The 13,740-nt window shown below is 67.9% G+C and carries 16 protein-coding genes and 1 pseudogene; 11 read left to right on the top strand and 6 right to left on the bottom strand.

What is annotated here, in order from left to right:
* Positions 1-250: 250 nt before the first annotated feature.
* Positions 251-1,050 (bottom strand): IS5 family transposase gene (locus tag ACWDEX_RS35160; RefSeq protein ID WP_450468525.1). Its coding sequence is split into 2 segments (ribosomal slippage): positions 251-739 and positions 742-1,050, totalling 798 coding nucleotides; the frame shifts between segments, so codons are not numbered across the junction.
* 101 nt (positions 1,051-1,151) lie between these two features.
* On the opposite strand from ACWDEX_RS35160, the gene ACWDEX_RS35155 reads away from it, so the two are divergent.
* The 3 genes and pseudogenes from ACWDEX_RS35155 to ACWDEX_RS35145 all read left to right on the top strand — a co-directional run bounded on the left by ACWDEX_RS35155 (position 1,152) and on the right by ACWDEX_RS35145 (position 2,378).
* Positions 1,152-1,580, top strand: a complete 429-nt coding sequence (locus tag ACWDEX_RS35155) for a hypothetical protein (protein WP_450468524.1) — start codon at positions 1,152-1,154, stop codon at positions 1,578-1,580.
* Positions 1,565-1,885: pseudogene (locus ACWDEX_RS35150) on the top strand (FAD-binding oxidoreductase); the annotation flags it as partial. The gene ACWDEX_RS35155 and the pseudogene ACWDEX_RS35150, both read left to right, overlap by 16 nt.
* A gap of 121 nt (positions 1,886-2,006) precedes the next feature.
* A complete protein-coding gene (locus ACWDEX_RS35145; RefSeq protein ID WP_450468526.1) occupies positions 2,007-2,378 on the top strand; it encodes a hypothetical protein in 372 nt (123 codons plus the stop codon).
* Positions 2,379-2,549: 171 nt separating this feature from the next.
* Here ACWDEX_RS35145 and ACWDEX_RS35140 read toward each other — a convergent pair whose 3' ends face one another.
* Positions 2,550-2,975 (bottom strand): MarR family winged helix-turn-helix transcriptional regulator, encoded by a 426-nt coding sequence (locus tag ACWDEX_RS35140; protein ID WP_450468523.1) that lies wholly within the window; start codon positions 2,973-2,975, stop codon positions 2,550-2,552.
* Between the two features lie 76 nt (positions 2,976-3,051).
* Between ACWDEX_RS35140 and ACWDEX_RS35135 the strand changes: the two genes are divergently transcribed.
* Positions 3,052-3,498, top strand: a complete 447-nt coding sequence (locus tag ACWDEX_RS35135) for a PaaI family thioesterase (RefSeq protein WP_450468522.1) — start codon at positions 3,052-3,054, stop codon at positions 3,496-3,498.
* Positions 3,499-3,612: 114 nt separating this feature from the next.
* Here the strand turns inward: ACWDEX_RS35135 and ACWDEX_RS35130 are convergent, their stop codons facing one another.
* Positions 3,613-4,515, bottom strand: coding sequence for a transposase family protein (locus tag ACWDEX_RS35130; RefSeq protein ID WP_450468521.1), 903 nt, complete (start codon positions 4,513-4,515; stop codon positions 3,613-3,615).
* A complete protein-coding gene (locus tag ACWDEX_RS35125; protein ID WP_450468520.1) occupies positions 4,479-4,892 on the bottom strand; it encodes a helix-turn-helix domain-containing protein in 414 nt (137 codons plus the stop codon). Before ACWDEX_RS35125 ends, ACWDEX_RS35130 begins: the two co-directional genes overlap by 37 nt.
* On the opposite strand from ACWDEX_RS35125, the gene ACWDEX_RS35120 reads away from it, so the two are divergent.
* Complete coding sequence (locus tag ACWDEX_RS35120; RefSeq protein ID WP_450468519.1) at positions 4,827-5,309, top strand: SMI1/KNR4 family protein; 483 nt, start codon at positions 4,827-4,829, stop codon at positions 5,307-5,309. The genes ACWDEX_RS35125 and ACWDEX_RS35120 overlap by 66 nt on opposite strands.
* 180 nt (positions 5,310-5,489) lie before the next feature.
* Here ACWDEX_RS35120 and wrbA read toward each other — a convergent pair whose 3' ends face one another.
* A complete protein-coding gene (gene wrbA / locus ACWDEX_RS35115; RefSeq protein WP_450468518.1) occupies positions 5,490-6,092 on the bottom strand; it encodes an NAD(P)H:quinone oxidoreductase in 603 nt (200 codons plus the stop codon).
* 161 nt (positions 6,093-6,253) lie between these two features.
* Between wrbA and ACWDEX_RS35110 the strand changes: the two genes are divergently transcribed.
* Together ACWDEX_RS35110 and ACWDEX_RS35105 are read left to right on the top strand one after the other, a co-directional pair.
* The gene (locus tag ACWDEX_RS35110; protein WP_450468517.1) at positions 6,254-6,841 is read left to right on the top strand and encodes a TetR/AcrR family transcriptional regulator; all 588 of its coding nucleotides are present in this window, start codon (positions 6,254-6,256) and stop codon (positions 6,839-6,841) included.
* Positions 6,842-7,146: 305 nt separating this feature from the next.
* Positions 7,147-8,811: an alkaline phosphatase family protein gene (locus tag ACWDEX_RS35105; protein ID WP_450468516.1), complete on the top strand. Its 1,665-nt coding sequence runs from the start codon at positions 7,147-7,149 to the stop codon at positions 8,809-8,811.
* Between the two features lie 132 nt (positions 8,812-8,943).
* Here the strand turns inward: ACWDEX_RS35105 and ACWDEX_RS35100 are convergent, their stop codons facing one another.
* Positions 8,944-10,032, bottom strand: a complete 1,089-nt coding sequence (locus ACWDEX_RS35100) for a P1 family peptidase (protein ID WP_450468515.1) — start codon at positions 10,030-10,032, stop codon at positions 8,944-8,946.
* A 353-nt stretch (positions 10,033-10,385) separates the two neighbouring features.
* Between ACWDEX_RS35100 and ACWDEX_RS35095 the strand changes: the two genes are divergently transcribed.
* The 4 genes from ACWDEX_RS35095 to ACWDEX_RS35080 are packed head-to-tail and all read left to right on the top strand — an operon-like array spanning position 10,386 to position 13,727.
* Positions 10,386-11,357 (top strand): ABC transporter substrate-binding protein, encoded by a 972-nt coding sequence (locus ACWDEX_RS35095; protein ID WP_450468514.1) that lies wholly within the window; start codon positions 10,386-10,388, stop codon positions 11,355-11,357.
* Positions 11,354-12,127 carry an ABC transporter permease gene (locus ACWDEX_RS35090; protein WP_450468513.1) on the top strand — a complete coding sequence of 258 codons (774 nt, stop codon included), beginning with the start codon at positions 11,354-11,356 and terminating at the stop codon, positions 12,125-12,127. The genes ACWDEX_RS35095 and ACWDEX_RS35090 overlap by 4 nt, the downstream gene beginning before the upstream one ends.
* The gene (locus tag ACWDEX_RS35085) at positions 12,124-12,903 is read left to right on the top strand and encodes an ABC transporter permease (RefSeq protein ID WP_450468512.1); all 780 of its coding nucleotides are present in this window, start codon (positions 12,124-12,126) and stop codon (positions 12,901-12,903) included. The genes ACWDEX_RS35090 and ACWDEX_RS35085 overlap by 4 nt, the downstream gene beginning before the upstream one ends.
* Positions 12,904-12,923: 20 nt before the next feature.
* Positions 12,924-13,727: an ABC transporter ATP-binding protein gene (locus ACWDEX_RS35080; protein ID WP_450468511.1), complete on the top strand. Its 804-nt coding sequence runs from the start codon at positions 12,924-12,926 to the stop codon at positions 13,725-13,727.
* Positions 13,728-13,740: the final 13 nt, after the last annotated feature.

Raw genomic sequence — 13,740 nt, 5'->3', positions numbered from 1 at the left:
CGTCGAGATGCTTCCCGACCAGCGGTTCAGCTACGAACAGGCCGCGGGGCTGTTCACATCTCATCGAGGGTCTGTGGACCTGGCCCGAGCCCCCCGTGGCGGCACCGACATCACCTGGTCAGCGACCTACCGGCACTCCCTCCCTCTCTTGGACATGCTCAGGAGACGGCGTCTGCAGGTTTGGGTCCACGATCTCGCGTCATACGCCAACTCAATCGTGAGCCGTAACTCCTAGAGTTGCAGCACAAGTTCACGATTCGATCTTCGTGAGGCGCCTCCAGCAGATGAGGCTGCAGCCCAATGAGACCAAGGCGTCGTGGAGTTCGAGGCGTCGTTCCCATCGGACGGCGAGACGTTTGAACTGGTGGAGCAGGGCGAAAGTCTGCTCGACGACGTAGCGGAGCTTGCCCATGCCCTTGATGTTCGGGGCGCCCTTGAGGGAGATGACCGGCAGGATCCTGCGGCGCCGCAGTTCCCGGCGTACGGCCTTCGAGTCGTACGCCTTGTCGCCCAGGACGGACTCGGGGCGCCGTCGCGGTCGGCCGGGCCGGCCAGCGACGGGCGGGATGCCGTCGACCAGATTGAGGGTCTGGGTGATGTCGTTGACGTTCGCCGCGGTGGTGATGACTTTGAGCGGGGTGCCGCGTCCGTCGCAGATCAGGTGGTGTTTGCTGCCCGTCTTCCGCCGGTCGACCGGCGACGGACCGGTGTCGGCGCCCCCTTTTTCGCGCGGAGGTGGGAACCATCCACGCAGGCCCGTGACCAGTCGAGTTCGCCGACCGCGTTCAGCTCTGCGAGCAGGACCTGGTGCAGCCGGTCGAAGACCCCCGCCTCCTGCCACCGGTCCAGACGCCGCCAGCACGTCTGACCCGAGCCGAACCCCAGCTCCAGCGGTAGGAGTTGCCACGCTATGTCGTTGTAGAGGACGAACAGGATGCCCTGGAGACAGAGCCGGTCCGGCACCGGTCTCGGCCCCGGCGACCGCTCCGGCCAAGGCGGCAGGAGTGGCTCAATCAAGTCGTCGTCCACGATCCACGGCCGAGTACTCACACCATCACGAACGGCCGAATCTTCACACCGGTCACGGCCAGCCGGCACGTTTCACCAAGATCGTGTTACGAGCTCTAAAGAGAGACTCAGAGGAATTCCTGTTGACCTCTGGATGTAGCCACGTGCTCTCGCAGGAGTCCCGGCCAGTCATCACCGCGACGCTCCCGGTCGTCGCCGACAATATCGGCGAGATCGCCCAGCGCTTCTCCAAGCACATGTTCGCCAAGCATCCAGAGCTTCTGGACGGCGTCTTCAACCGCGGCAACCAGGTGCACGGCCACCAGCAGCAGGCACTGGCCGGCTCGGTGGCCGCGTTCGCGACCACTCTCGTGGAGACGCCGGAGCGAATGCCGGAGCAGCTCCTTCGGCGGATCGCGCACAAGCACGCTTCGCTCGGCATTCGCCCGGATCAGTATCAGGTCGTCTATGACAACCTGATGTGGGCGACGGTGACGTACTGGGAGAAGCGGTCACTGCGGAAGTCGCGGCTGCCTGGGACGAGGTCTTCTGGCTCATGGCCAACGCCCTGATCAACCAGGAGCGCGGCTTGTACAGTGCGCGCGGGGTCCGACCGGAGACGGTGTGGCGGGACTGGCAAGTGGTGCGGAAGACCAAGGAGACCGACGATGTGGTCACCTTCGTGGTAAAACGGGTCGACGACCGCCTGGTGAAGACGTCGCTGCCAGGTCAGTACGTCACGGTGCGGATGCGCATGCCCGACGGGAAGCTCCAGCCGCGCCAGTACAGCCTGACCCGGGCCGACGACGGGGAGCACCGTCAGTTCTCGGTCAAGCGGTTGCGCGGCGAGGGCAGCGACCCGGACGGTGAGATGTTGCTGCACGACACGGTGGGTGTGGGCGACACCCTGACGCTGTCGGTGCCGTACGGCGATGTGGTGCTCAATGACCCGGGGCGGCCGGTGGTGTTCACCAGCGCGGGTATCGGGGTCTCCACCCATGGCGGGGATGCTGTCGCACCTGGTCGTGGCCGAGTCCGGGCTGTCGGTCACCCTGCTTCACGCCGACCTCGACGAAGGGGCCTTCCCCTTGCGCCGCCAAGTCGTCAACGACGTCCTGGCACTGAGGAACGCGCGGATGTACCTCTGGTACGAAAGGGATGCGGACAGTCACGAACCAGTGGACGGAGTCTTCGAGGGGCTGATGGACCCGACCTTCGTAAAGCTTGCCGACGACGCGCTCTACTACTTGTGCGGCCCGCTGCCGTTCATGCAGTCCGTACGGAGCCGACTGATCGAACACGGGGTGGCCCCGCGGGACATCCAGTACGAAGTCTTCGGTCCCGACCTGTGGCAGGCCGACCTCGACTGACGCGGTTCGTCCCGCTCGATGAGCCACTCGGACGGGGCGATCGCATCTTCCTTCCGCGCCGCCGTTCCGCCTCGCGCTGTTCCTCGGCCGCGATCGAAGCACCGGCCTGGCTACGCCCCCCTGGCAGCGCGGGCCCCTCCTCAGGCGCTTGCGAGCCATGCGGCGCGTCCCTCAGGGTTCCCAGCGAGCCAACTGATGCAGGGCCGCGGCTGTGCCGGTGAAACCGTCATCGCCGAGCAGCGCTCGCAACTCGGCGTTGAAGCGGTCGATCTCCGGCCGGGCCGCGGCAAGCGCACCAAGCCCGCAATCGGTCAGTTCCAGCACGACAGCGCGGTGTTCGCTCGGATGCCTGCGCTTGGTGATGAAGCCGGCGTCCGAGAGCCGCCGCACCAGCGCGGTGATTCCGGACTCGCGCTGGTGCAGGACATGAGCCAGTTGTTGCTGGGTGATCCCGGGCTGATCGCTGAGGGCCAGCAGCGCACCGAGCTGGGCCGTGGTGATCCCGGCAGCGGACAGCAGACGCCGGTCCGCGGTGGTGCGCAGCTGGTGTGCCGCGCGTTGCAGCAGGAAGAAGAGGCGCTGGTCGGGCTCGGGCATGGGCCGATCTTGACAGACACGGCAGCCTGACACCATCCTCGCTTCACTAGTGAAGCGACGGGAAGTGAGCACAGACGTGAGCGACGCCCCGGACCTGGACCTCGCCCGAAAGATCCTTGCAGCCCAGCCCTTCAGTGTCCTGCTGGGTACACGATTGGTGTCCTTCGGTGACGGTGAGTCAACGCTGGAGCTGGACATCCGCGACGACCTCCTCCAGCAGTACGGGTACGTCCACGGAGGGGTCCTCAGTTATGCGGCGGACAACGCGTTGACCTTCGCCGCCGGCACCATGGCCGGGGGGAGCCCCCTCACGGCCGGATTCACCATCGACTATCTCCGACCGGCCACGGGCGAGATCCTGCGCGCACAGGCCCGCGTGATCCGAGCCGGCCGTACGCGTGTCGTCTGCCGCTGCGATCTGACCACGGTCGACGGCGACGGTGTCGAGACCCTGTGTGCCGTCGCGCAGGGCGCCATCTCGTTCGCGGGCTCTTCGAACGGCGTTGAGAACAGCGCACCCTGACGGCACTACGACACTGGGACAAACCACCGCTGAGGCGCTCAGTGGCGAGACCGAGGCCCGCCGCCGAAAGCCCCACACCCGGCACCTGGCGGGCCGGGTGCAGGACCGGAGGGATCAGCGCTTCACGAAGACCGTCGCCGAGGCGCTCGAGGCCGTGTGCAGGCCGTCGCCGGGCCAGCTGACGGTGTAGGTCACCTCGCGCCGGGCGCGCGGAATGTCGTTGATGGTGAACGTGCCGTCCGCGGCGACGGTCACCGACGACAGCGTGCCGGTGCCGAGTTGGTCGGTCCGTACGACCTTCAACACCGCCCGGTCCCCCAGTGCCTTGCCCTGCGCGGTGAAGGTGCCGGCGATGGTGACGCCCCCACTGAGCGTCGCCTCCGCCGGCGCCGTGAGCGCGATGGAGGTGGGTGCCTTTCCGACAGCGACGGTGCGGGTGAGGTCCTCGGCCGGACGGTGGGTCAGGTCGCCGAGGAAGGACACCGTGTACGTGGCGTCGCCGGCCAAGTCCGGCTCGTCGAGGACCGTGAAGGTGCCGTCCTCCCTGACGGTGGCGGTGCCCACGCCGTGAGTGCCGGTCGCGTCCGTGCGGGTCGCCTTGACCTTCAGCGGCGTGCCGGGCGCGGGACCGTCGAACTCCAGTCTGCCGCGCAGTGAAGCGGCTCGCCGACGACTGCCTGTGCAGGGCTTTGGGCGGGGCTGCCGGCGGAACTCGTTGGCCAGACCTCGGTAGCCCTCGTCGACCTCAGCTTTCACGGCGGGATACTGCCGGAACTGCTCTGCGATGCCCTCGGTGCGCACTGCGGTCTGGTCGTGCATTCGGCCGGGCCGGGTGGCGCCGGACCACAGAGTGCGGCCCTGGTGGTCGCTGATCGTGGTGGTCTTGATCGTGTTCTGCCTACGCTTGCCAGTGACAAAGGCCCGGCGTCCAGGGCAGTGCGCCTGGGGGCGGCGGACCTGGGTCTCGGTGCCGTCGATCCTCAGCGTGACGTTCTCGGCCGCGGCATAGGCGAACACGTCCTGCAGCGTCCGTAGCCGAAGGCCGGGCCGGCCGGCGCCGCGAATCCGCGCGCGGCCAGCAGCGGACGGATCTCGCTGATCGCACGCCCGATGGTGGAAGAACCCACCTCGTAGATCGCTCCGAGTGCCTCGTGGGTCAGTCCCGTCCGCAGGTGGACGAGCGTCACCAGGACCCGGTCGGTGAAGACCAGCTCGTACTTCGGCCCGGCGCCGGCCTTCCGCTTCCGGGCTCCGTGCCGCCGCTCGTGCCGGGCTGATTCGCACCGTGCGTCCCAGCGTGTCGCGAGCTCGGCGATCAACTCTCCCAAATGCCGAGCCGAGATACCGCAGAACGCACGGTGCGACATGGCGGCACGAGCCTGCTTGATCTCCACACCTCAAGAACCTGGCGGGGCGCATCGATGTCACGGCAGGGTCCTGACAGATCGCTCGCGTCTACCCTCACCTGCATGACGACCGATTGGATAGTGGAAGACCAACGCATCGCTCGGGGGCGGCGCTCTGACGAGCTCAGCAGTCCGCCCGCAATTCAGGTCGCCTCCCCGCCACCGTTGTCCGAAGCGGAGATCTGCGAAGCGGAGGCAGAGCTGGGCATCGCGTTTCCGGACCAGTACCGAGAGTATCTGCTCCGGCAGAGTGCCGGCGGCGCGGTGAACCGCCTATGCCGATCCGCGGCGGGCTGGGGCTGGCAAGGAGACTCAAGCACCAACTACGACTTGCTCACTACTGCATTCAATTGTTCCCCCACAGGCTGTGTTGGATCCCTCCTGAGTTCAACGAGGCACCTGTGAGGCCTATGAAACAGCTGTGAAGACCGTGGGTTCAAGGGGAAAACGAGTGAAGAGCTGTCACCGTCTCTTCCGTCGGGCGGACGGATGGACGGCGACAGGCCCACAACTCTGCACACCGACGTACGGAGCCGGTAAACGCTCGGCCCCGTACAGTCGGTAAAACATTCGGCAGTCCGCGTGTTACTTTGCGCCGGCCAGCAGACGCTCTGTGATGGTCGCCAGGCGCTCACCCTGGTAGCGAGCGGCCGTGAGGGTCTCCTCGGACGGGGCCTCGCCCCCCTGGTGGGAGGTGCCGTACGGGTTGCCGCCCGCCGGGTAGACGACCTGGTCCGTGTAACCCGGCGCCACGATGATCGAACCCCAGTGGTGGAACGTGTTGTAGAGGGCGAGAGTCGTCGACTCATTGCCGCCGTGGGCGTTGAAGGCGCTGGTGAAGCCGGTGGCCGGCTTGTCCGCCATGACCCCCTGCTGCCAGAGCCCACCAGTGGTGTCGATGAACTGCTTCAACTGGGCTGCGATGTTACCGAAACGGGTGGGCGAACCGAGGGCGTAGGCATCGGCCCAGGACAGGTCGTCGAGCGTGGCGACCTCGATGTCCTTCGTGGCCTCGAAGTGCTCACGCCAGGCCGGGTTGGCGTCGATGGCGGAGTCCGGAGCAAGTTCGGGCACTCGCCGGAGCCGGACCTCGGCACCGGCCTTCTCCGCCCCCTCGGCTACCGCTTTGGCGAGCTCGTGGACATGACCGGTGGACGAGTAGTAGATGACGGCGACCTTGGCACTCACGACGTGGATCCTTCCCAAGCAGAACGTAGAACTGACTGAGACCGCACCATCAAAGCGGATCCCTATCCGGTTGACCGGAGTTCCGAGTAAAGCGGATGCCGATCCGGTTTACAAGCGATTCCGTGCAGCCAAATCGGATACTTATCCGGTAGCCTCGGTTCATGACCGCAGCACTCCCCGTCATCGGCCAGGACCCACCGGAACGGGCCGACGCGGCCCGCAACCGCCGGAAGATCCTCGACGCGACACTGCAACTGGTCAGCGAACACGGCCCGGAGGCCGTGACCATGAACGCCGTCGCACACGCCGCCGGAATGGGCGTCGGCACCGTCTACCGCCGCTTCGGTAACGTGAGCCAACTCCTGTTCGCCGTGCTCGACGACGACGAGCAGCGCTTTCAGAAGGCGTTCATGACCGGCCCTCCGCCACTCGGCCCCGACGCGCCGCCCGCCGAGCGGCTCCGCTGCTTCCTGCACACGCTCACCGACCGGGTCGTCGAGCAACTGATGATCATGCGCGCGGCGGAGGCCGCGTCACCGAAAGCCCGGTACCACAACGGGGCCTACCTCACCATGCACACCCATGTGGCCATGCTGGTGCGGCAGCTGCGGCCCGAGGCGGATCCCACGGTCCTGGCGCACCTGCTGCTCGCGCCGTTCGCGCCGAGCCTGTTCGAGCACCTGACGATCGAACGAGGCATGACGCCCGATCAGGTCAAGGCCGGGATCGATGACCTGCTCGCATTCTGAGTACCGAACGCGCCACCCCCGCTGAGCGTCAGCACGACCAACTCGACAGACGTACTCGGCAGTGAATTCCCAAGCGGTCCACGCGTTCCAGCGGCGGACTGCCGAGCACCTGTGTCGCACCCGATCTCGGCGGCCGGGCGCCCTGGCTCCTCCGGCGAGTGCAGGAGATCAGAGGCCGACGGTGGCGACAACCCCTGTGCTGAGCGCACGTCAGGCGTGTACGTTCTCGGGCGTTGTCACCTCTGCGAGGAGCAAGACATGTGCATTTGCACTGTTCATCCGTTCGTTCGGCAAGGAGGCATGAGTTGAGAGGGTCGCTGAAGTCCCGCTCCGCCACGCCGCGCCGGATCGGGCTCGCCTCGTCCGGCCTGGCCGCAGCACTCGTCATGGCGGTCCTGCCCGCACCCGCGTCCGGTGCGGCCACCCCTCAGGGCGCGCCACCCACGCTCCCGGGTGGTTACAAGCACCTGGTGGTGATCTACGAGGAGAACCACTCCTTTGACAACCTGTACGGCACCTGGGGCGAGGTCGGCGGCCGGTCGGTCAACGGCCTCGCGCAGGCCGACGACGAACAGCGCACCCAGGTCGCGCAGGACGGCACACCGTATCGGTGCCTGCTGCAGAACGATGTGAACCTGGCCAGTCCGCCCCTGCCGTCCACCTGCGGCGACGCCGGACACGGGATCCCCGACAGCGCCTTCGCCAACGGCCCGTTCAGCATCGACGACCACATCAGGCCCGAGGACAAGACCTGCCCTGCACCAGGGACCAACGCCCCCAACGGCGTGCTCAAGGATTCCCCGGGGGCACTTCCCGGTGGCTGCACGCGTGACCTGGTGCACCGCTTCTACCAGAACAAGTACGCGATCAACGACGGCCGCCAGAACCGCTATGTCACCGGCTCGGACGCGGTCGGCCTCACGATGGGCTACTACGACACCAAGCGGCTGCCGATCTATCGGTACCTGCACGCGCCTGGCGCCCCGCGCTACGTCCTGGCCGACCATTTCTTCCAGGGGGCGTTCGGCGGTTCGTTCCTCAACCACCAGTACCTCATCGCAGCGCGGGCACCTGAGGACACCAGTGCCGGCTCTCTCGGCGCCGCCAACTCCGTACTCGACAGCAACGGCATGCCGGCCTCGTATCCCCTGTACAAGGCGACAGGGAAGGTCGCGGACGGCGCGCTCACCAGCGCGTGCCCGAACGGTGAACCGGCTGACTACGTGCACGCCTGCGGCAACCTCGCGGTCAACACGGTGCAGCCGTCCAGCCCGCCGTTCGGCAACGGTCCGAAGATCCCGCTGATCGATGACAGCAAGTACCCCAACATCGGGGACCGCCTCACCGATGCCGGCATCTCATGGAACTGGTACTCGGGCGGATGGAACGACGCGGCAGCCGGCAAGCCCGGCCCGCTCTTCCAGTACCACCACCAGCCGTTCAACTACTTCGCCGACTACGCCCCGGGGCGGCCCGGGCGTGCGCATCTGCGGGACGAGACGGAGTTCATGAGCGCGGCCAAGGCCGGCAAGCTGCCGACAGTCAGCTTCGTGAAGCCCTACGGCGCGGAGAACGAACACCCGGGATACGCGAGCGAGTCGGACGGCAGTGACCACCTCGTCGACCTGCTCAAGGCGGTCACCGAGGGACCCCAGGCCGGCAACACCCTCGTCGTCGTCACATACGACGAATTCGGGGGCCAGTGGGACCACCTGGCGCCTCCCGGGCCGGGCTCGTCGCTCAGTGGCGCCCAGGACGCCTGGGGTCCGGGCACCCGCATTCCCGCGCTGGTGATCTCACGGTCGCTGTCGCACTCGACCGTGGACCACACCGTCTACGACACCACTTCGATCATCGCCACGATCGAGCGCAGCTACGGACTTGCGCCGGTCGCGTCCAGGGACGCCGTGGTCAACGACCTGTCCACCGCGGTCGCCGCGGGCCGTGGCAAGGGCGCCAAGCAACCCTGAGGCGAAGTTGGCGCGGCGACGCTGAAACGGTTCCGGCCGGATCGCCACACCACCTCCGGCTCCGGCGCCCTGCGTCGGGGCCGGGCGCCGGAGCCGGCCGGCCTCTCTTCTCCCGGCCACCGACTGATCGGATCAGGCGGTGAAATACGGTGAGTGCCGGGGGGTCGATGGACCCGCAAGGACTTCGAGCAGCCGGTCCGCCGGCAGGGCCGGCAGGGTGCGGCCGCCGAAACCTATGGTCGTCGTCGCGGCGAGCAGGGAGTTGAGCACCGCCTCCTCGACCGCGTCGAGAACTGCTTCGAACAGCGGCCCCAGTTCGGCGTCCGCCACGGAGGCGCCGGCTTCCGGCCGCGTACCGAAGGCTACGGCGTAGTCGCCACTGCCGTGGCTGTAAGCAGCGCCCGTGCGGGCCAGGGCGAACACGGCGCGCCGCGCGACGCGGGTGAGCTGCCGGGCGTCGAGGGGGGCGTCCGTGGCCACCACGATCATGCAGGAACCGGTCTCCTCGACCGGCGTCGGGTCGCCGGTCAGGCCAAGGGACTGCGGAGTGACACAGCGGCCGAGCACCCGCAGCGTGCCGCCGAAGTTCGCCTGTACCAGGGCCCCGGCCGTGTACCGCCGGCCTCCCAGGTCCGGTGTGCGTGAGGCGGTTCCGATACCGGCCTTGAACCCCAGGGCCCCGGTACCGGTTCCCGCACCGACACAGCCCTCGGCCGGCGGACCGTCGGACGCTGCCTCGAGTGCGGCCCTGACGTGCTCCTCGCGAACCGGCCGTGCGCGGATGTCGGACAGGAAGCCGTCGTTGCACTCGCCGACGACCGGGTTGAGGCTCTGCACATCGCCGCACCCGGGCCGTTCGAGCATCCATCCGACAACGGCGTCGGCGACCCGGAACGCCGACAGGGTCGAGGTCAGCAGCACCGGAGTCTCCAACGTGCCGAGCTCGATGAGCTGGGTCGTGCCGATGAGCTTGCCGTAGCCGTTGCCGGTGAACACCCCGGCGGGCAGCGGTGTGTGGGGGCTGACGTCGCCGGGCACGACGGCGGTCACTCCGCTGTGTACGTCGGGGTGTCGGCGGACGGTGGCGTGCCCGACCCGGACGCCCGGGACATCGGTGATCGCGTCGAGGGGCCCGGTAGCGAACCCTCCGATGACGATACCGAGGTCGCGGGCCCGGGACCGAGCGCCTTGTACTGACGGGATGTGAGCCATGGGTTCCATGTGACAGGACGCTACGCGCCGCGCCAAGTTCTGTGTCCTCGGGATGGACTTCGCCACTGCGGACACCGGGCCGGGCCCGTTGCTCCCACCACCAAGCATGGCCGGGCGGCACGCCAACCCGTTGGGCCAGTAACGGTTCGACCACCGGGGTGGACAAGTGACCTTGCCCGGCGTGGATCGTCGCCGGGCCGCGGCGGGACCGTACCTTCCTGTCTCGGCATACGCGCGCCGAGCGGCAACTCGCCCGGACGAGCAAAGCATTGACCCCGCTGGACAGCCGGGCCTAACGTCCCGCTCAGCACAACTGCCCGTCGTACCACCTCGTTCGGCACTACGCCTGCACAGGGAGAACGATGCGCCGTCTGCTTTCCGGCCTCGCGGCCTGCACCCTCTTACTCGCCTCGGCGGCCTGTGGCTCGTCCGGTGGTTCGGACGCCTCGGACGCGAGCGGGTCGTCCGGCAAGGTCACCACGGTCAAGGTGGGCGTCATCCCCATTCTCGACGTGGCGCCCCTCTATCTGGGGCAGAAGAAGGGGTTTTACGAACAACACGGACTGAAACTCGCCATGACCGGCGCGCAGGGCGGCGCGGCAATCGTTCCTGGTGTGGTCAGCGGGCAGTTTCAGTTCGGATTCTCCAACATGACCTCGCTGATGATCGCGCAGACCAGCGGCATCCCGGTCAAGGCGGTTGTCAACGGCGTCAACTCCACCGGTGTGGAGGGCAAGGACTTCGGCGCCATCATGGTGAAAGAGGACAGCTCGATCACATCGGCGAAGGAGTTGGAGGGCAAGAAGGTAGCGATCAACACGTTGAAGAACATCAACGAGACGGCGGTGCGCGAGTCGGTGCGCAAGGCGGGCGGCGACCCGGACAAGGTGCACATGGTCGAGTTGGCCTTCGACCAGATGCCGGCCGCCCTCGACCAGGGCCGGATCGACGCCGCGATGGTCGTCGAGCCCGCCCTCGCCACGATCCTCAGTCAGGGCGGCCGCGAGATCGCCTCCTCCCTCGTGGACGTCGCCAAGAACCTCACTGTGGCCATGTACTTCACCTCCTCGCAGTACGAGAAGCAGCACCCGGACGTGATCAAGAAGTTCCGGGAGGCGACCGCGCAGTCCCTCGCCTACGCGAACGACCACCCGGACGAGGTCCGGCAGATCGTCACCACGTACACCAAGATCCCCGCGGACGTGCTGGCGAAGACGACCCTTCCGAAGTGGCCGGCCGAGCCGAACCGTGCCTCGATCGAGGCACTGGCCCAACTCGGCGAAAAGGACGGTTTGTTCAAGAAGACGCCCGACCTCAGCACACTGCTGCCGTGAGGGGTGCGAACGCCGCCTTCGGCGCCGCCGGACTCGCGGCCTTCCTCGCGCTGGGCGAGGCGGTGCCACGGCTCGGCCTGGTCAAGGAGGCCTACTTCCCGCCGACCAGCCGTATCGCGGACGCGCTCGCCGATGAACTCGGTGAGGGTGCCTTCTGGTCTGCGCTCGGCGACACGCTTACCGGCTGGGCACTGGGACTGGCCATCGCGGTCGGCGCGGGGATCGTCGCCGGGGTTCTCGTATCCGTCGTCCCGTATCTGCGCCGGGCCACGGCGTCGACCATCGAGTTCCTGCGTCCCATCCCGTCGGTCGCGCTGGTCCCGCTCGCCGTGCTGCTGTACGGCACGGAACTGCGGTCCGTTCTTCTTCTCGTCGTGTACGCGTCCTTCTGGCAGGTGCTGATCCAGGTGATCCACGGCGTCCAGGACGTCGACCCGGTGGCGGAGGACACCGCCCGGTCGTACGGACTGGGCACCTGGGCTCGGGTCCGGCACGTGCTGTGGCCCACCGCGCTGCCGTACGTCATGACAGGGTTGCGGCTGGCCGCCGCTGTCGCTCTGATCCTCGCCGTGACCGGCGAACTCGTCATCGGCGCCCCCGGGTTGGGTGCCCGCATTGCCGTGGCCCAGACCTCGCAGGCGGTGCCCGAGATGTACGCGTTGATCGTGGTCACCGGGCTGCTGGGGCTGCTGATCAACGTGGGCGCACGGTCGGTGCAGCGGCGTGCGCTGGCCTGGCACCAGTCGGTGCGCGTGGAGGTGGCGGTGTGAGGAGTGTGCTGCTGCGACTGTTCCTCGCGCTCGCGCTGCCCGCTGTCCTGGTCACCGTGTGGTGGGTGACCTCCGACGGCAGTACGAACGTGTACTGGCCGCCGCTGCGGGCGATCCTGCGGAGCTTCCCCGACGTCTGGACGGGCCACCGGCTGCGCACCGACCTGCTGCCCAGCGTGCTGCGGCTCACCGCGGGCTATGCGGCGGCGGCCGTCGTGGGGGTCGTGGTGGGCGCGGTCGTCGGCTCACACCGGCGAGTGCGGGCGGTGTGCGAGCCGGTCCTGGAGTTCTTGCGGGCAGTGCCGCCGCCGGTGCTGGTCCCGGTCATCATGCTGTTCGCGGGCATCGGCGACACCATGAAGATCGCGGTCATCGCCGGTGGCTGCGTATGGCCCGTGTTGCTCAACACGGTCGAGGGCGTGCGGGCCGTGGACCCGGTGACGGCGGAGACCGCCCGGTCGTACGGCATCACGGGGATGGCCAGGATCAGACAGGTGGTGCTGCCCTCGGCGAGCCCGCAGATCTTCGCCGGGCTGCGACAGGCGCTGTCCATCGGCATCATCCTGATGGTCATCAGCGAGATGTTCGCTGCGAGCAACGGGCTCGGCTTCACGATCGTGCAGTTCCAGCGCGGTTTCGCGATTCCCGACATGTGGACGGGGATCCTTGTGCTGGGACTGCTGGGCTTCGTGCTCTCGCTTCTCTTCCAGGCGCTCGAGCGGCGGGTCCTCGGCTGGTACCACGGTCAGCGCGCCTCCTCCCGGCGGTCCCTGTGACGCATCCGAAAGGGCGGTCCATGCGGTCCACGCACGCACTTCTCGAAGTAACCGGCCTGCGGAAGGTCTATGAGGGGTCAGGCCGGCGGGTGGAGGCGGTGCGCGAGCTGACCTTCACCGTCGACACCGGTGAACTGGTCTGTCTGGTCGGCCCGTCCGGCTGTGGCAAGACCACCCTGCTGAAGTGCGTCGGTGGCCTGCTCGCGCCCACGGCGGGCGAAGTCGTCCTCGCGGGGCGGCGGGTGACCGGCCCGCCGCCCGGAACGGCGTTCGTCTTCCAGGAGTACGGCCGCAGCCTCTTCCCCTGGATGCGGGTCGGCGCGAACGTCGAACTTCCCTTGAAGCAGAAGAATTTGAACCGTTCCCGGCGGCGGGAGCTGGTGGCGGACGCGCTTGCCGCGGTCGGGCTCGCGGACACGGCCGGGGCGTACCCGTGGCAGTTGTCGGGCGGAATGCAGCAGCGGGTGGCGATCGCGCGGGCGCTGGCGTACGAGCCCGACGTACTGCTGATGGACGAGCCGTTCGCGGCCGTCGACGCCCAGACCCGGGCCGATCTGGAGAACCTGGTGCGCAGGCTGTGGCAGGAGCGCGGCGTCACGGTCCTGTTCGTCACCCATGACATCGACGAGGCCGTCTACCTCGGCCAGCGAGTGATCGTCCTGTCCGCGTCCCCCACCGTCGTCCAGGAGCAGCTCAAGGTCGACCTGCCGGACGAGCGGGACCAGGTGCACACGCGGGTGGCCCCGCGCTTCGCCGAGTTGCGGACCCATGTGTATGAGCAGATACAGGCGGCGAAGCGCGGGGAACCGGCGGTGAGGGATTGAACGCACACTCCGC

The sequence above is a fragment of the Streptomyces sp. NPDC001020 genome, assembly GCF_053599115.1.
Note: the sequence above shows the minus strand (reverse complement) of the source record. Positions and strands in the feature narration are given on the sequence as shown.